The organism is Streptomyces javensis, assembly GCF_039525925.1.
Classification (GTDB): Bacteria; Actinomycetota; Actinomycetes; order Streptomycetales; family Streptomycetaceae; genus Streptomyces; species Streptomyces asiaticus.
Window position 1 is genome coordinate 21,822 of sequence record NZ_BAAAIF010000089.1, and the last position, 16,588, is coordinate 38,409.

Consider the following 16,588-nt stretch of genomic DNA (forward strand, 5'->3'; position numbering starts at 1 on the left):
GGCCCCGTTCGGGACCGATCACCCTCATACCGCTCATCCTCATTCGGCGGCCCGGCCGATCGGGCCCGGTGCCGGGGGGATCAGCCGAGCGGATCGGGGTCGGGGGTGGCGGCGGCCGCGAAGATGTGCATCCGCTCCAGCACCGCCTCGGCCGTGGGCCGCTCCATCCGGTCCACGATCCGGCCGTCGGCGAGGAAGAGCACCAGATCGGAGTGGGCGGCGGCGGTCGGGTCGTGGGTGACCATGACGACCGTCTGACCCAGTTCGTCCACCGCCTCCCGCAGGAAGCGCAGCACCTCGAGGCCCGCCCGTGAGTCCAGGTTGCCGGTGGGCTCGTCCGCGAAGATCAGCTCGGGGCGGGAGGCGAGCGCCCGCGCGCACGCCACCCGCTGCTGCTGTCCGCCGGAGAGCTGGGCGGGCCGGTGCCGGAGCCGGTCCCGCAGCCCGAGGGTGTCGATGACCCGGTCCACCCACTCCTGGTCGGGCTTGTGGCCCGCGATGTCCATGGGCAGGGTGATGTTCTCGGCCGCGTTGAGCGTGGGCAGCAGATTGAACGACTGGAACATAAAGCCGATCCGGTCGCGGCGGAGCTGGGTCAGCTCCTTGTCGCCCAGGCCGGTGATCTCGGTGTCGCCCAGCCAGGCCCGGCCCGACGAGACCGTGTCGAGACCCGCCAGACAGTGCATCAGCGTGGACTTCCCGGAGCCGGACGGGCCCATCACCGCGGTGAACCTGCCCCGTTCGATCTCCACGTCCACCGCGTCCAGCGCGAGCACGGCCGTCTCGCCGCTGCCGTACGCCTTGGTCAGGGACCGGGCCCGGGCCGCCACATGGGCGCCGCCGTCCGCGAACCCGTCCGTCTTCGTTGCCGCCGGTGTGGACACGATGCCTCCCCGTATCGGAACGTCGTGCCCTCGATGGTAGGGATTCGGCCGCCGGTACGCGCGCCCGCGGACACGGGCGTACGGGATTGCGAACGCCGACGGGGAGGCGATCAGGGACCGGAGGGCGCGGACGGGCGGCGCGCGGCGCCGAGCACGCACGGGGACGTCGGCAGCGTCGGGCCCCGGTCGGGGATGCGCAGCCGACGGTGGCCGAGCGGCTCGAAGCCCGCGGCCACGATCTCCGACCGCACCTCGCGCGCCGTATGGCAGCCGCCGAAGACCAGCGGCCACACCGTGCGGTCCAGCGCCCACTGGGTCGTCGCCAGGAACCGCCCCTCGGCCCGGCCGTGCTCGAGGAAGCGCAGCTCACCGCCGGGCCGCAGCACCCGCAGCAGCTCGGCGAGCGCGCGCCGCACATCGCGCACCGAGCACAGCACCAGACAGGCCACCGCCGCGTCGAACCCCTCGCTCTTGACCGGCAGCGCCTCGGCGACGCCCGGCACCACGTCCACCGGCACCCCGGCGCGCAGCCCCGCCCGGGTGGCCAGCCGCCGCAGATGGCGCTCGGGTTCGATGGCGACGACCTCGGAGACGGTCTCGGGGTAGTGCGGGAAGTTCAGCCCGTTGCCCGCGCCGATCTCGATGACCCGGCCGGAGAGCCCGGCCAGCAGCTCGCCGCGCAGCTCGCCAAGACCGGCCCGCTCGTCGGCCACCGGGCTCAGTCTGGCGTAGCAGCGGGCGAAGAGCGGGTGGTGGACGGCGTCACGCGGGGGTGTGCGACGGCATACGGGCATGGGAGCTCCCCCTTGTCCCAGGTGCGGACGGTTTGTCCCGGCCGGGTCCCAGGGATGGACGATGGCCGGTACCGGGAGTCTGCCCAGCCGGGGGGTGTCGCTACGCGGCCAGCCGCGCCGGGTCCCAGGTGCCGCCCAGCCGGGGCGCCAGCCAACCGGGGGCCTGGGCGCGGAATTCGGCGGGCGGCAGGGCGGGGGCGCCCTGGGGGATGGCCCCCAGCAGCGGGACGCCGGAGGACTCCGGCAGATCGGCCACGTTGCAGCGGGAGGCCAGATCCGCGGCGGCGGGCCAGCTGCCGATGACGACACCGGGGCACTCCAGCCCGCGGGCGCGCAGCGCCTCGGTGGTCAGGGTGGTCGCGTTGAGCGTGCCGAGGCCCGCGTGGGCGACGACCAGGACGGGCGCGCCGAGCAGCCGGGCCGCGTCGGCGAGCGTCGCCCCCGTCTCGTCGAACCGTACGAGCAGCCCGCCCGCGCCCTCGACCAGCACCAGATCGTGCTCGGTGGCCAGCTTCCCGGCCGCGTCGGCCACCTCGTGCGGCCGCACCGGCGGCCGTCCGGCGCGGCGGGCGGCGGTGGCGGGGGCCAGCGGCTCGGGGTAGCGGGCGAGTTCGAGCAGGGTCACCGCCCCGGCGAGCCGGGCCACCTCCGCGGCGTCGCCCGGTTCGCCCTCCGCGACACCGGTCTGGGCGGGTTTGAGCACCGCGACCGAGCGGCCGTGCGCGAGCGCGGCGGCGGCGACGGCCGCCGTGCTGACTGTCTTTCCGATCTCCGTTCCCGTACCGGTGACGACCAGGACTGACATCTTCGTTTCCGTTGCCTTTCGCTTTCGTTCGTGCCCCGGGGCGGGCGGTCAGACGGCCGCGGCCGCGGCCGACCGGACCGCCGCGCAGATCCGGGCCAGATCGTGGTCCCCGGTGATGTACGGCGGCATGGTGTACAACAGATCGCGGAACGGGCGCAGCCATACGCCCTCGCGCACCGCGGCCCGCGTCGCCGCCGCCATCGCCGCGTCGTCCATCGGACGGTCCAGCTGGACGACGCCGATCGCGCCGAGCACCCTCACGTCCCGGACGCCCGGCACGGCGGCCGCCTCCGCGAGACCGTCCCGCAGCCCGGTCTCGATCCGCTTGACCTCCTGCCGCCAGTCGTAGGAGAGCAGCAGATCGATCGAGGCGCAGGCCACGGCCGTGGCCAGCGGATTGCCCATGAAGGTCGGGCCGTGGGCGAGCACCGGCACCTCGCCGCGCGAGATGCCCTCCGCCACCCGCGGGGTGCAGAGGGTGGCGGCCAGGGTCAGATAACCCCCGGTCAGCGCCTTGCCCAGACACATCACATCGGGGCACACCCCCGCGTGCTCGGCCGCGAAGAGCGCGCCCGAGCGGCCGAAGCCGGTGGCGATCTCGTCGAACACCAGCAGCACATCGTGCTCGTCGCACGCCTCGCGCAGCACCCGCAGCAGCGCGGGGGAGTGGAACCGCATCCCGCCCGCGCCCTGCACCACCGGCTCCACGATCACCGCGGCCAGCTCATCGGCGTGCCGGGCCACCAGCTCATGGATATGGGCCTGGTACGCCGGGTCGGGGTCCGCGTCGAAGCCGGGCGGCGGCGCGTCCGCGAAGATCTGCTCGGGCAGCACACCGGACCACAGCCGGTGCATCCCGCCCTCCGGGTCGCACACCGCCATCGGCTGCCAGGTGTCGCCGTGGTAGCCGCCGCGCCAGGTGAGCAGCCGCCGCTTGGCGGGGCGGCCGAGGGAGCGCCAGTACTGGAGGCACATCTTCACCGCGACCTCGACCGACACCGAACCGGAGTCGGCGAGGAAGACGTGCTGGAGCGGCTCCGGCGTGATCTCCACCAGCCGGGTGGCCAGCCGGACGGCGGGCTCATGGGTGAGCCCGCCGAACATCACATGGCTCATCCGGTCCAGCTGACCGCGCGCGGCGTCGTTGAGCGCCGGGTGGTTGTAGCCGTGGATGGCGGACCACCACGACGACATCCCGTCCACCAGCTCGCGGACGCCCTCCACCGGCTCGGCCAGCCGCAGCCGGACCCCGGCCGCGGACTCCACGACCAGCGGGTCCTGGCGGCCGGGCATCGGGCCGTACGGATGCCAGACATGCTGCCGGTCCAGCTCCCGCAGCTCGGCCGGGGTCAGCGGCTCAGGCATTGGGCGGCAGATCCGTGCCCGCGCCGCGGCGGCGCACCGCGACCAGGTCGGCGTGGGACTCCCGCGCGCCCGCTGAGGCGGAGACCGTCGCACCGGCCGCCGCCTGGGCGGGCACCGCTTCGGCGGGTACGGCGCCTGCGGGCACGGCGTCGGGGACCGCGTCGGCGGGCGCCGCGTCACCGCACGGGCCGCAGCCGCCGCCCTCCCCGCCGTGGCCGCCGCAGCCGGAACCGGCGGCGGCAGCCGCGTCCGCGCGGTGCGCGGGCAGCGTCGTCGTATCGGTGCCCTCCACCTCGAAGCCCGCGTCGGCGATCATCGCGAGATCGTCCTTGCCCGACTGGCCCTCGGTGGTCAGATAGTCGCCGAGGAAGATCGAGTTCGCCAGGTTCAGGGCCAGCGGCTGGAGCGTCCGCAGATGGATCTCGCGGCCGCCCGCCAGCCGCACCTCGACGTCCGGGCAGACGAACCGCACCATGGCCAGGATCCGCAGACACCGCTGCGGGGTGAGGTTCCAGTCCCCGGCCAGCGGGGTGCCCTCGATCGGGATGAGGAAGTTGACCGGCACCGAGTCCGGGTCCAGCTCGCGCAGCGAGAAGACCACGTCCACCAGGTCCTCGTCCGACTCGCCCATGCCCGCGATCAGCCCGGAGCAGGCGGACATCCCGGCCGCCTGGGCCTGCTGCACGGTCGAGACCCGGTCGGCGTAGGTGTGGGTGGTGGTGATGTCGCCGTACGTCGCCTCGGAGGTGTTGAGGTTGTGGTTGTACGCGTTCGCCCCCGCGTCCCTCAGCCGCTCCGCCTGGCCGTCGGACAGCAGCCCCAGACAGGCGCAGATCTCGACGTCCTGGTGCTCCTCCTTGATGGCGGCGATGGTCTGGGAGACCCGGTCCACATCGCGGTCGGTCGGGCCGCGCCCGCTGGCGACCAGGCACACCCGCTTGGCGCCGCCCGCGACCCCGGCGCCCGCCGCGGCGGCCGCCTGCTCCGGCTTGAGCCAGGTGTACTTGAGGATCCCGGACTTCGAGCCCAGCCGCTGCGAGCAGTACGAGCAGTCCTCGGGGCACAGCCCCGACTTGAGGTTCACCAGATAGTTGAGCTTCACTCGCCGCCCGAACCAGGCGCGGCGCACCTTGCCCGCCGCGGCCACCACATCGAGCAGCTCGTCATCGGAGGTCGCCAGGACGGCGAGCGCCTCTTCGCGGGTGGGCGTCTCGCGCCGCAGCCCCTTCTCCACCAGCGTGTTCAGCAGGTCCATGGCGACGATCCTTTCCTACCCCACCGCCCGCGGCCAAGGAGAGACCGTACAAGACGCGCTGATCGGGGTGTGTGTATTGCCACACCATGACCGGGCATGGACGAGGCTACGTTCTATCCGGACCCGACAGTCGGTGCCGGGACGAGGCCACGGAAGGCGAGGCAGCCGATGCCCCAGGACCGCGACGACGCGTTCGCATGGATCGACGCACAGCGGGAGCGGCGCGACCGGGCGGGGCTGGTGCGCCGGCTCAGCCCCCGCCCCGCCGACTCCCCGCTGCTCGATCTGGCCAGCAACGACTACCTCGGGCTGGCCCGGCATCCGGAGGTGACGGCCGTCGCGGCCGCGGCGGCGCACCGCTGGGGCGCGGGGTCGACCGGCTCGCGCCTGGTCACCGGCTCCACCGAGCTGCACACCACGCTGGAGCGGGAGCTCGCCGAATTCTGCGGATTCGAGGCGGCCCTGGTGTTCTCCTCCGGTTACGCGGCCAATCTGGCCGCCGTCTCCGCCCTGAGCGGCCGGGACGCCCTGGTCGTCTCCGACGCGGACAATCACGCCTCGCTCATCGACGGCTGCCGGCTCTCCCGGGCCGAGATCGCCGTCGTCCCGCACGCCGACCCGGACGCCGTGGGCAAGGCGCTGGACGCGGACGAGGCGGACGAGGCGCATGCGGGAGAGGCGAGGGCGGGGGAGGCGCGGCGGCGCGCCCTCGTCGTCAGCGACGCGGTCTTCTCCGTCGACGGTGACGCCGCTCCGCTGGCCGCCCTCGCCGCTGTCGCCCGGCCGTACGGCGCGGCCCTGGTGGTGGACGAGGCGCACGGCCTGGGGGTGCTCGGCGAGGGCGGGCGGGGCGCGGTGCACGGGGCCGGGCTCGCGGGCGCGCCGGACGTGGTGGTCACGGCCACCCTCTCCAAGTCGCTGGGCAGCCAGGGCGGGGCGGTGCTGGGGCCCGCCCGGGTCATCGAGCATCTGGTGAACTCCGCACGGACGTTCATCTTCGACACCGGGCTCAACCCGGCGGCCGTGGGCGCCGCCCTGGCGAGCCTGCGGCTGCTGCGCCGGGAGCCGGAGCGCGCCGCCCGCGTCCGTACGGTCGCCATGGGCCTGTACGGGCGGCTGACCGCCGCCGGTCTCGCCGCGGTGCGGCCGGACGCGTCGGTGGTGTCGGTGCGGGCCCCGTCGCCGGAGCAGGCGGTGCGCTGGGCCGCGGATTGCCGCGCGGCCGGGCTGATGGTGGGGTGCTTCCGCCCGCCGTCCGTCCCGGACGGAGTCTCCCGGCTGCGGCTGACCGCGCGCGGGGACCTGACGGAGGAGCAGGTCGAGGCGGCGGTCGACGTGATCGTGAGGACCGCGCCGACCGCCTGATGGCGTAACTACGGGAGGGTGAGCGGATCAGCTCACCGGCGGAAGGGATACTTCACTGACGGATCAGCTTCCGGTTCCGGCCGAGCGGGAGATGCCGGAGCCGGGGCCGTCGCCCTTGATTCCCTCGAGGAAGGAGACCCAGGTCGACGGGGTGAACAGCAGGACGGGACCCGCCGTGTTCTTCGAATCGCGCACGCCGAGCCGGTCGGGCCCCAGCAGGGCCGCCTCGACGCAGTTGTTCATTCCGACGCTGTAGCTGCTGCGCAGCCAGTCGACGGAGTTGGCGGACATTTTGGACATGGTGCCCCCTCAGGCGCCGCCCCCGATTTTGTTGATGAAGGACAACGATTCCTCAGGTGTCAGGGCGTGTGCGCGCAGTACTTCGAACGCGGCGCTGTACGCCCGGAGGTCTTCTTTCCGCTCCAGATAGAGGCTACTCGTCAAGTGGTCGAGAACTACTACGTCCAGGTCACTAATGTGCGGAAAAGAGAAAATAATGAAAGGACCTGTCATACCAATGGGCATTCCGATAGAGAATGGCAGCACCTGGAGCTGCACCTGAGGCAATGCGCAGAGTTCGGCCAGATGGCGCAATTGCGCCGTCATCACTCCGGGCCCGCCCACCTCACGCCGCAGCGCCGCCTCGTCGAGCACCGCGTGCAGCCGCAGCGGCCGCTCGCCGTGCAGCACCGACTGGCGCGCGATCCGCACCTCGACCAGCGAGTCCACCTGCGGCCCCGGCAGATCCGGGAGCGCCGCGAGGGTCACCGCCCGGGCGTAGTCCGGGGTCTGCAACAGACCCGGCACCACCGTGGTCTCCAGCGTGTACGCGTCCGAAGCCTCCGCCTCCAGGCTGATGAAGTCCCGGTAGGCGGGCGGCAGCAGATCGCGGTACGCGTACCACCAGCCGCGCCGTGACCCCTCCGGATCCGAGGCGCCCCCACGGCACAGCGCCTCCAGCAGGGCGCGCAGCTCCGGGTCGGCGACCTGGTAGACCTCCAGCAGCCGTGCCACGTCCGAGGGCTTGGCGCCGCTCCGTCCGGTCTCGATCCGGCTCACCTTCGACTGGTGCCAGCCCAGCTGGTCGGCGACCTCACCGCTGGTGAGCCCGGCCAGATCGCGCTGGCGGCGCAGTTCCGCACCGAGCTTGCGGCGACGCACCGCCGGGCCGTATCGCATCAGTTCTCCCTCCCGCCTTCCTTTTGGCGCGTCACCCACGGCGCGTGTCGCACCAGTGGCCCAGTGTGCCTTCCAAATCCGGTCTTCCGTAGCAGAGTTCACCGCTTTGGGCGACAGATATATGCATAACTCGGTGGATCGCCCCCGTTACAGAGGCCATTGGTGGCACTCTGACGCGTAGAGCCGTCGGGGCAGCCCACGACTTCACCGGCTTCGTCAGTCCACCCTCGAAACGCGTCCGCAGCCGCGCCCCGGCCGGAAAGGGACAGGCCGTCATGGCAGACCATCAGGAAGCATCCGTCACTCTGCCGAGCGCACCGGCGTCGGTTCCCACGGCACGCGCCTATGTCACGGACGTGCTCGCCGAATGGGGGCTCGGGGCGGGAGCGGAGGCCGCCGACACCGTGCGGCTGATCGTCTCCGAGCTCGCCACCAACGCCGTGGAGCACACCGTGGGCCAGTCGCCCACCTTCACCGTGGACCTGCGGCTCGACCGCGAGCAGCGACTGGAGATCGGGGTCACCGACAGCCATCCGAAATGGCCCAGGTGGCTGCCGCTCGCCACCCAGCAGGACAGCGGGCGCGGAATGGTCATCGTCCGCTGTCTGGCCGCGGAGTCGGGCGGCGAGGTGTTCGTCACCCCGACCGCGGACGGCGGCAAGACCGTCTGGATCGCCCTGCCGTGGACCGTCCCGGTCCGCTGAACGGCCGGACCGCCCCGTCCGCCGGGCCCGGCCGGACCGCCCCGGTCCGCCCGAACCGCTCACAGCACGCGCTGGGCCTCCCCCTCCGAGACCCGCGCCTCGGCCAGCTGGCGGATCCGGGTGTGGACCCGCCCGGCGGCCGGACTGATCAGATAGTGCGGCATGTCGCCGCGTTCGATCACCCCGTACCGGCTCGTGCCCATCAGATATGAGGAATACAGGATCAGCCCGCCCGGCCCGCGCATGTCGATGGTCAGCGCCGAGAAGCCGGGGAACCCCTCCGTCTGGTAGACCCGCAGGCCGTCGGCCTCCGCCCCGTACCGCTCCTTGAAACGGCCGAACCGCTCCAGCGAATCCTTGATCTTCCGCGTCATGTCCTCCTGGTACTGGCGGGAGAGCGTGGCCGCCGCGTCCGAGGACGGATCCAGCAGATAGCAGTGGTACGTGCCGCCCCGGCGCAGCAGCCCGAGGACCGCGTCCCGGAAGCGGGCCGGGCGCTCGGTGGTGACCAGCCGACCGGAGGTGGTGCGCAGCGCCGTCCCCATGTCCAGGACCTCCGCGGCCGCCGCGTCCAGCAGCCGCGCCTTCTCCTGGGGGCTCGGCCGCTCCGGATACGCGTGCACCGGGGCGCCGTCCGCCAGCCCCCGGCCCGCCAGCCACGCCTTGGCCGCCCCGTCCGGCCCGCCGTCGCCCGCCATCAGATAGACGTCCTTGCCCTCATGGCTTCCCACATGGGCGAACAGCTCCGCATACGGCCCCGCGGTGCGGTACACATCCTCCGAGACCGCCAGGCAGTCCGGCGGAGTGGCCTTCTCCAGATGCGCGGCCAGATTGATGTCGGGGGAGTGGATGGCGCCGGTCCGGCCCTCGCCGGTGTGCCGTATCGCCCCCTTGTGCAGCGCCATCCGCACATGCAGCTCGCCGTCCACGCCCGCCTGGGCGAACTCGTCCCGCAGATGGCGCAGATCGAGGGTGAGAAAGGTGCGGGCCGCCTCCAGCGCGACATCGCGGGCCACGCTCTCGCGGTCGTCGTGGACCGCGAAGAAGCCCCCGTCGCCGCGCCAGCTCCATAAGTCGCCCCGGGCGCAGCGGTGCTGGGCGGAGAACTGCTCGATCCGCGCGCGCATCCGCTCGCGCAGCAGATCGAAGGCGTGGGCGGCGCGGTCCCTGGGGTTCGAGCGGACGATCGTCGAATACCCGGAGGTGTCGACGAAGAGCAGATACACCTGGTCGTAGGTCCGGTCCGCCTGGAAGGGCTCGCTCATGACGGCACCACACCGCGCTCGACGGCGCTGCGCTCCACACAGAACTCATTGCCCTCGATATCGGACATCACCACCCACCCCAGCCCGTCCTCCGTGCGCCGGTCGTCCACCACGCGCGCGCCGAACCCGACCAGCCGCTCCACCTCGGCGTCCCGGGTGCCCGACGGCGGCTGGATGTCCAGGTGCACGCGGTTCTTGACGGTCTTGGCGTCCGGGACCCGCAGGAACAGCAGCCCCGGCACCCCGGGCTGCCCCGGGCTGATCAGCGCCCATTCGCCGTCCGGATCGGAGTCCTCCAGCGGGTAGCCGGTCAGCCGGGACCAGAACCGCGCGAGGGTGTGCGGATCATGGGCGTCGAAGGTGATGTGCCGGACCGGGTTGAGATACGCCATGCCGATGCCTCCGGTGGTCGACGGGGCCGGTCCACGGCGGTGTCCCGGCCCCGTCAACCTACCCACGGCCACTGACGCCTACGGCGGGTCAGCGGACATGTCCGTACCAGACCTTCTTGGTCCAGATCCGCTCCAGCCGCACCACCTGACCGGTCTTGGGGGCGTGCCACAGGCGCCCGCCGCCCGCGTACACCCCGACGTGGTACACCCCGCTGCCGGAGTGGAAGAAGACCAGGTCACCGCCCTTGCGGGAGGATGCCTTGATATGGCGGGTCCGGTTGTACTGGGCGGCCGCGGTGCGTGGCAGCCGCTTCCCGGCCCGCTTGTAGGCGTACTGCGTCAGCCCGGAGCAGTCGAAGCGCTTCGGCCCCGCCGCGCCGTACTTGTACGGTGCGCCCTTCTTGGCGGCCGCGATCCGCAGCGCCTTGGCGGCGACGGTCGCGGCCTCGGCCTCCGGTGGACAGCCCGGCGTCGCCACGGTGCCGCCCACGGCGGCGACGGTGAGGGCGGAGACGGCGCTCGCTCGGGAGAACATCCTGGGGATACGTATGTGCGCAGACATCACACGGAACCCTTCGTGAGCCGACCCCGCCCCGGTGCGGTGGCGGGGTCCTGTCGTCACCAGGGATGGTCACGCAGACGCGGCGCCGGTTCCGACCCGGGAGGGCGCGGTGTGACGGTGGTCACTGCGGGGCCGTTCGGGTGGTGCCGACCGTCCCGTCATACGTCCATGACCTGCCCGAACGGCCGTGCTACGGCGTGCTGGGGCGGGCGGTGGAACGGACCCGGGGCGGCGGCGGGGCGCAAGCCGATCCCGCCCGGAGCACCGGAATCCCGCTCCGCTGTTCGGGTGACGGGGCCGATCGTGACGAGCCCGGTCATCAGGCCCGCAGCGCCGGGGGCAGCGTGACGCGCTCGGCGCGCCGCTCCCCGTCCAGCACCCGCAGCGCCCGGGCCAGGGTCGCGGTGTGCAGCTCGCTCTCCCCGCGCTCATGCATCAGCGTCAGCGCGTCCCGCAGCGCGGTGGCCTTCCCCACCAGCGCCTGGGCGGCCCGCAGGCTGCCGTAGGTGTCACGGCCGCGGGCCGGATTGATCCGGCCCAGCAGATCGACCACCTCCAGATAGCCGTCGATCACGTTCCCCTCCGCGCGGGTGAGCGCGGGCAGCGGGGGCAGCTCCGGTGGCAGCACCGCGCTCACCTCGTCCGCGGCGGCGGGCCCGGCCGCTTACGGCTCTGGGTGACCTCGTCCACCAGCCCGTAGGCCCTCGCGCCCTCGGCGTCGAAGATCTTGTCGCGGTCGATGTCGGCCCGGATCCGCTCGGCGCTCCGGCCGGTGTGCCGGACCAGCATCTCCTCGAGCATCTCCTGGGTGCGCCGCAGCTCATTGGCCTGGATCTCCAGATCCGAGGTGGTGCCCTCGACCGGCTCGCCGAACGCGGCCTGGTGGATGAGGATCCGCGCGCCCGGCAGGGCCAGGCGCTTGCCCGGGGTGCCGGCGGCCAGCAGCACGGCGGCCGCCGAGGCGGCCTGGCCCAGGCAGACCGTCTCGATGTCGCAGGAGACGAAGTGCATGGTGTCGTAGACCGCCGTCATGGCCCCGAACGAGCCGCCGGGCGAGTTGATGTAGAGCGAGATGTCCTGGTCGGGCGCGGCGTGCTCCAAGTGGATCAGCTGCGCGATCACATCGTTGGCGGCGGTGTCGTCGATCGGGGTGCCGAGGAAGACGATGCGCTCGGAGAGCAGCTTGGAGTACGGGTCCATGGTGTGCGTCCCCGAACTGGTGCGCTCGGTGAACTCGGGCAGGACATAGCGCGCGGTCGGTCGTTCCATCGCGTCACCTCTCGGCGTCGTCGTCAGCGGTGTCGTTGGCTCCGCAAAAAATGTACAGGACGTACATCCGGATATGATGGGAGCATGGCTTACGAGATTCCGGTGACGCAAGCCCGTGCAGAGCTCGCGGAGCTGATCAACCGCGTGGTGTACGGCGGCGAGAGGGTGGTCGTCACGCGCCACGGGAAGCCGCTTGTCGCCCTGGTGTCCGCCGCGGACCTGCGGCGACTCGAGGAGATCGAGACGGGCGGGGAGGAGCAGGTGATCAGCACCGTGTCGTCGATGCGCCCCACCTCGTCCGCTCCGGGCGAACGGCGGCGCTTCGGCATCGCGGCGGAACACCGCGGCCCGGACGCCGGGGATCGGCGTCCGGGCCGCGAGGAGTGACGGACGGAACCGGACCGGCTCGGCGCCGGTCCGGTGTGGGGGTGCTCGTCAGGAGCTGAGCGTCCAGATCGCGTTGGCGATGGCGTCGGTGTTCAGGTCCAGCGCCTTGTCGTCGATGTTCGACGTCTTGTCGCATGCGGAGTGGTAGCACGGGTCGAACGCCTCGCCCGCCTTGCCGCCCCACTGGTCGGCCTGCTCCTGGCTCATGGTGGCCTCGGCACCGGTGAACAGGCCGCCGACCCGCACGCCCGCGTCCTTGAACGGGGCGTGGTCCGAGCGGCCGTCGCCCTCGGTCTCCTTCTCGGTCGCGATGTCCTTCGCCGCGTACCAGTCCTTGAAGACCTTCTCCAGCTCCGGGTCGTCGTCATAGACGAAGTAGCCCGGGTTGGGGGAGCCGAGCATGTCGAAGTTGAGGTAGGAGTCGATCTTCGACTTGTCGGCGGCCGCCAGGCTGTCGACGTAGTGCGTCGACCCGACCATGCCGTCCTCCTCGTCGCCCCACCAGGCGAACCGCAGGTGCTTGGAGGGCTGGAGGTCGGCCTTGGCCACGGCGAGCGCGACCTCGAGGATCGCGGCCGAGCCGGAACCGTTGTCGTTGATGCCGGGGCCGGCCTCGACCGAGTCGAGATGGGAACCGGCCATCACGACCTTGTCGTCGGCGCCGCCCTTCCAGTCGGCGATGAGGTTGTAGCCCTTCTTGCCGCCGGAGGTGAACTCCTGGACGGAGGTGGTGAATCCGGCCTCGTCCAGCTTGCCCTTGATGAAGTCCAGGGACTTCTGGTAGCCGGGCTCGCCATGGGCGCGGTTGCCGCCGTTGGCGTCCGCGATGGACTGTAGCTCGCCCAGATCGGCCTTGACGGCCGCGACGTCCACGTCGGGGGCGGCTGCCTTGGTGTCGACGGTGGCCTCGGCGCCGGAGGCGCCGCTCAGCAGGGCCGCGGCGAGCGCGGCACCGGTTGCCGCCGCGAGGCTTCCGCGGCGAATTGACGCTATTCGCTTCACAGTTGGGCTCCGTTGTGATGTGGGGGGTTGGAGCGGAGCAGGTGAATCATGGTGTTGCGGTGATGAGAATCGGGGCTATGCGGTGGGGCCGTCAAGTGCGATAGCCGGACGTACGGGTCCGCCGAGCGGATGTCGGGCGGTGGCCGAGGGGGGTACCGGAACCTGACCGTGGCTCATGAGACCGTCTTGACCAGCGTCGATCGGATTGATCAGGGTTACTCGGTCATTGGCTCAGTTAACGCCGACGAAACGCCCCGGAACTAGCCTGCGAAGGCCGGACGCAAGTCGCCCGGAACCGTGCGGAGCGGGTGATTTCCGCCGGATCAGGGCTTCCGCGGGACGAGGGCGAGAATGAGGTGGGAAGCGTGCGTTTGACCCCGCATGAGCAGGAACGTCTGCTCATCCATGTGGCCGCCGACGTGGCCGAGAAGCGACGTGCCCGGGGCGTGCTCCTCAACCACCCCGAGGCGACGGCGCTGATCACCGCCCACATCCTGGAGGGCGCCCGGGACGGCCGCGGTGTGGCCGAGCTTATGGCCTCCGGCCGCCGGGTGCTCACCCGCGACGAGGTGATGGAGGGCGTTCCCGAGATGCTCCAGGACGTGCAGGTCGAGGCCACCTTCCCCGACGGCACCAAGCTGGTCACCGTCCATCAGCCGATAGCCTGACGGGGGCGTTTCCATGATCCCCGGAGAGATCCTGCACGCCGATGAGCCGGTGCGCCTCAACGAGGGGCGGCCGGTCACCCGGCTCACCGTGCTCAACGCCGCCGACCGGCCCGTCCAGGTCGGCTCCCACTACCACTTCGCCGAGGCCAACCCCGGCCTCGACTTCGACCGCGCCGCCGCCCGCGGCAAGCGGCTGAACATCGCCGCGGGCACCGCCGTGCGCTTCGAACCGGGCATCCCCGTCGAGGTCGCCCTGATCCCGATCGCGGGGGAGCGGATCGTGCCGGGGCTGCGCGGGGAGACGGGAGGAGCGCTCGATGACCGCTGAACTGGACCGTGCCGCGTACGCCGATCTCTTCGGCCCCACCACGGGGGACCGCATCCGGCTCGCCGACACCGACCTCTTGATCGAGATCGAGGAGGACCGCTGCGGCGGGCCCGGCCGGGCCGGGGACGAGGCGGTCTTCGGCGGCGGCAAGGTGATCCGCGAATCCATGGGCCAGTCCCGGGCCACCCGTGCCGAGGGCGCCCCCGACACCGTGATCACCGGGGCCGTCGTGCTCGACCACTGGGGCGTCGTCAAGGCGGACATCGGCCTGCGTGACGGCCGTATCACCGGGATCGGCAAGGCCGGGAACCCCGACACCATGGACGGCGTCCACCCCGACCTCGTCATCGGGCCCGAGACCGAGGTCATCGCGGGCAACGGCAGGATCCTCACCGCGGGCGCCATCGACGCCCACGTTCACTTCATCTCGCCGACCCTCGTCGACCAGGCGCTCTGCTCCGGGATCACCACCCTCGTCGGCGGCGGCACCGGACCCGCCGAGGGCACCAAGGCGACCACCATCACCCCCGGCCCCTGGCATCTGGCGCGGATGTTCGAGGCGCTGGAGGGATTTCCGGTCAACATCGGGCTGCTCGGCAAGGGCAACACCGTGTCGGGTGAGGCGATGTGGTCCCAACTGCGCGGCGGGGCGCTCGGGTTCAAGATCCATGAGGACTGGGGGGCGACCCCCGCCGCCATCGACGCCTGCCTCGGCGTCTGCGAGGAGAGCGGCGCCCAGCTCGCCATCCACACCGACACCCTCAACGAGGCGGGCTTCGTCGGCGACACCCTCGCCGCCATCGCCGGGCGCACCCTTCACGCGTACCACACCGAGGGCGCGGGCGGCGGGCACGCGCCCGACATCATCACCGTGGTCTCCCAGCCGAACGTGCTGCCCAGCTCCACCAATCCGACGCGGCCGCACACCGTCAACACCGTCGAGGAGCACCTCGACATGCTGATGGTCTGCCACCATCTGAACCCGGCCGTCCCCGAGGACCTCGCCTTCGCCGAGTCCCGCATCCGGCCCAGCACCATCGCCGCCGAGGATGTGCTGCACGACCTGGGCGCGATCTCGATCATCTCCTCCGACTCCCAGGCCATGGGGCGGATCGGTGAGGTGGTGCTGCGCACCTGGCAGACCGCGCATGTGATGAAGCGACGGCGCGGGGCGTTGGCCGGGGACGGCCGCGCCGACAACCACCGGGCGCGTCGCTATGTCGCCAAATACACCATCAACCCGGCGGTGGCGCAGGGCCTCGACGGGGAGATCGGCTCGGTGGAGTCCGGGAAGCTGGCCGACCTGGTGCTCTGGGACCCGGCGTTCTTCGGCGTCAAACCGCACCTGGTCATCAAGGGCGGCCAGATCGCGTATGCGCAGATGGGCGACGCCAACGCCTCCATCCCGACCCCGCAGCCGGTCCTGCCGCGCCCCATGTTCGGCGCGCTCGGCCGCGCGGCGGCCAGGGGCTCGGTCAACTTCGTGACCCAGGCCGCCCTGGACGACGGCCTGGCGGACCGGCTGGACCTCCACAAGCGGTTCGTCCCGATCCGCGGTACGCGGGGGGTGACCAAGGCGGACATGCGGGAGAACGACGCACTGCCGCGGGTCGAGGTCGACCCCGACACGTTCACGGTGACGATCGACGGTGAGGCCGTCGAACCGGCTCCGGCGACGGAACTTCCCATGGCCCAGCGGTACTTCCTCTTCTGACCGGACCGGACCGTCATGCCCATGAACGAGACGCCGACGCCTCCCCGGGACGCCCACGGCCCGGCCGCGGGTGGCCCGCCGGCGGGCCTTTCCCCACCCCGCCCCTCCCCACAACCAGGGGGCTCCGCCCCCCGCACCCCCGGCGCCCTGCCGCCGACCACGCCGGACCGAGCCCGCCCACGGCCGCCCGCGAACGAAGCCCCTGGCGGGGCTCGGGGTGATGGGCCTGGTGGGGGCGGCGCTTCCGTTCCCCGGGGCTCGGGTGGGCCGTCGTCGGGTGGGCCGGGTTGGGCCTGTTCGGGGGCGGGGGACACGCCCTTTGGCGGGGTCCGGGGTGATGCCCCTGGTGGGGGCGGCGCTTCCGTGCGTCCCGATGCGCCGCCGCCGGGCGGGCCGGGGCGGGCTGGTCCGGGGGTGGAGGACGTGGCCGTAGGGCCTGCGTTGGGTGTTGGGGCGCGGGTCGTGCGGACGGGGCCCGGTGGGGTCGGGGCGTTGCTTGTTCTTGCCGATGGGCGGTTTCCCGCCGGAGGCCACGCGCATTCCGGTGGTGCCGAGGCCGCCGTCGCGGCGGGGCGAATCCGTGACGTGGCCTCCCTGGAGGCGTTCTGCCGGGGACGGCTGCACACCGCTGGGCTCACCGCGGCCGGGCT

19 protein-coding genes and 1 pseudogene are annotated in these 16,588 nt (G+C 72.2%); 7 read left to right on the top strand and 13 right to left on the bottom strand.

From position 1 onward, the window contains the following. Positions 1-80: 80 nt before the first annotated feature. The 5 genes from ABD329_RS42655 to bioB form a co-directional block, all read right to left on the bottom strand. Positions 81-884: an ABC transporter ATP-binding protein gene (locus ABD329_RS42655; RefSeq protein ID WP_198281441.1), complete on the bottom strand. Its 804-nt coding sequence runs from the start codon at positions 882-884 to the stop codon at positions 81-83. Between the two features lie 110 nt (positions 885-994). After that, the gene (locus ABD329_RS42660; RefSeq protein ID WP_198281442.1) at positions 995-1,678 is read right to left on the bottom strand and encodes a class I SAM-dependent methyltransferase; all 684 of its coding nucleotides are present in this window, start codon (positions 1,676-1,678) and stop codon (positions 995-997) included. A gap of 100 nt (positions 1,679-1,778) precedes the next feature. After that, on the bottom strand, positions 1,779-2,483 hold the full coding sequence (bioD, locus tag ABD329_RS42665) for a dethiobiotin synthase (RefSeq protein ID WP_344317867.1): 705 nt from the start codon (positions 2,481-2,483) through the stop codon (positions 1,779-1,781). 48 nt (positions 2,484-2,531) lie between these two features. Beyond that, on the bottom strand, positions 2,532-3,848 hold the full coding sequence (locus ABD329_RS42670; RefSeq protein WP_198281688.1) for an adenosylmethionine--8-amino-7-oxononanoate transaminase: 1,317 nt from the start codon (positions 3,846-3,848) through the stop codon (positions 2,532-2,534). Continuing rightward, on the bottom strand, positions 3,841-5,103 hold the full coding sequence (gene bioB, locus ABD329_RS42675; protein WP_198281689.1) for a biotin synthase BioB: 1,263 nt from the start codon (positions 5,101-5,103) through the stop codon (positions 3,841-3,843). The genes ABD329_RS42670 and bioB overlap by 8 nt, the downstream gene beginning before the upstream one ends. Before the next feature lie 168 nt (positions 5,104-5,271). Here bioB and ABD329_RS42680 point away from each other — a divergent pair, with 168 nt between their 5' ends. Next, positions 5,272-6,468, top strand: a complete 1,197-nt coding sequence (locus tag ABD329_RS42680; protein WP_344317869.1) for an 8-amino-7-oxononanoate synthase — start codon at positions 5,272-5,274, stop codon at positions 6,466-6,468. 63 nt (positions 6,469-6,531) lie between these two features. On the opposite strand, the gene ABD329_RS42685 is transcribed toward ABD329_RS42680, so the two are convergent. Together ABD329_RS42685 and ABD329_RS42690 are read right to left on the bottom strand one after the other, a co-directional pair. Beyond that, complete coding sequence (locus ABD329_RS42685) at positions 6,532-6,759, bottom strand: DUF397 domain-containing protein (RefSeq protein WP_425574447.1); 228 nt, start codon at positions 6,757-6,759, stop codon at positions 6,532-6,534. An 18-nt stretch (positions 6,760-6,777) separates the two neighbouring features. Continuing rightward, a complete protein-coding gene (locus ABD329_RS42690; protein ID WP_198279579.1) occupies positions 6,778-7,647 on the bottom strand; it encodes a helix-turn-helix domain-containing protein in 870 nt (289 codons plus the stop codon). A 275-nt stretch (positions 7,648-7,922) separates the two neighbouring features. On the opposite strand from ABD329_RS42690, the gene ABD329_RS42695 reads away from it, so the two are divergent. After that, complete coding sequence (locus tag ABD329_RS42695; protein ID WP_198279578.1) at positions 7,923-8,351, top strand: ATP-binding protein; 429 nt, start codon at positions 7,923-7,925, stop codon at positions 8,349-8,351. Between the two features lie 59 nt (positions 8,352-8,410). Here the strand turns inward: ABD329_RS42695 and ABD329_RS42700 are convergent, their stop codons facing one another. The 5 genes from ABD329_RS42700 to ABD329_RS42720 all read right to left on the bottom strand — a co-directional run bounded on the left by ABD329_RS42700 (position 8,411) and on the right by ABD329_RS42720 (position 11,839). Beyond that, positions 8,411-9,616: a nucleotidyl cyclase domain-containing protein gene (locus ABD329_RS42700; RefSeq protein WP_198279577.1), complete on the bottom strand. Its 1,206-nt coding sequence runs from the start codon at positions 9,614-9,616 to the stop codon at positions 8,411-8,413. Continuing rightward, the gene (locus ABD329_RS42705) at positions 9,613-10,008 is read right to left on the bottom strand and encodes a VOC family protein (RefSeq protein ID WP_198279576.1); all 396 of its coding nucleotides are present in this window, start codon (positions 10,006-10,008) and stop codon (positions 9,613-9,615) included. Before ABD329_RS42705 ends, ABD329_RS42700 begins: the two co-directional genes overlap by 4 nt. 88 nt (positions 10,009-10,096) lie before the next feature. Next, positions 10,097-10,570: a C40 family peptidase gene (locus ABD329_RS42710; protein ID WP_198279575.1), complete on the bottom strand. Its 474-nt coding sequence runs from the start codon at positions 10,568-10,570 to the stop codon at positions 10,097-10,099. A 319-nt stretch (positions 10,571-10,889) separates the two neighbouring features. Then, the gene (locus ABD329_RS42715) at positions 10,890-11,198 is read right to left on the bottom strand and encodes a hypothetical protein (protein ID WP_020866582.1); all 309 of its coding nucleotides are present in this window, start codon (positions 11,196-11,198) and stop codon (positions 10,890-10,892) included. A gap of 5 nt (positions 11,199-11,203) precedes the next feature. Beyond that, positions 11,204-11,839, bottom strand: coding sequence for an ATP-dependent Clp protease proteolytic subunit (locus ABD329_RS42720; RefSeq protein ID WP_198279574.1), 636 nt, complete (start codon positions 11,837-11,839; stop codon positions 11,204-11,206). A gap of 84 nt (positions 11,840-11,923) precedes the next feature. On the opposite strand from ABD329_RS42720, the gene ABD329_RS42725 reads away from it, so the two are divergent. Next, on the top strand, positions 11,924-12,226 hold the full coding sequence (locus ABD329_RS42725; protein ID WP_138916272.1) for a type II toxin-antitoxin system Phd/YefM family antitoxin: 303 nt from the start codon (positions 11,924-11,926) through the stop codon (positions 12,224-12,226). A gap of 48 nt (positions 12,227-12,274) precedes the next feature. Here the strand turns inward: ABD329_RS42725 and ABD329_RS42730 are convergent, their stop codons facing one another. Next, on the bottom strand, positions 12,275-13,228 hold the full coding sequence (locus tag ABD329_RS42730) for a M28 family metallopeptidase (protein WP_198279573.1): 954 nt from the start codon (positions 13,226-13,228) through the stop codon (positions 12,275-12,277). A 365-nt stretch (positions 13,229-13,593) separates the two neighbouring features. On the opposite strand from ABD329_RS42730, the gene ABD329_RS42735 reads away from it, so the two are divergent. The 4 genes and pseudogenes from ABD329_RS42735 to ABD329_RS42750 all read left to right on the top strand — a co-directional run. Further along, positions 13,594-13,896, top strand: coding sequence for an urease subunit gamma (locus ABD329_RS42735; RefSeq protein ID WP_037959949.1), 303 nt, complete (start codon positions 13,594-13,596; stop codon positions 13,894-13,896). 13 nt (positions 13,897-13,909) lie between these two features. Continuing rightward, positions 13,910-14,224, top strand: a complete 315-nt coding sequence (locus tag ABD329_RS42740; protein ID WP_037959955.1) for an urease subunit beta — start codon at positions 13,910-13,912, stop codon at positions 14,222-14,224. Then, positions 14,214-15,938 (top strand): urease subunit alpha, encoded by a 1,725-nt coding sequence (locus ABD329_RS42745; protein ID WP_198279572.1) that lies wholly within the window; start codon positions 14,214-14,216, stop codon positions 15,936-15,938. Before ABD329_RS42740 ends, ABD329_RS42745 begins: the two co-directional genes overlap by 11 nt. A 441-nt stretch (positions 15,939-16,379) precedes the next feature. Then, a pseudogene (locus ABD329_RS42750) lies at positions 16,380-16,588 on the top strand (hypothetical protein); the annotation flags it as partial.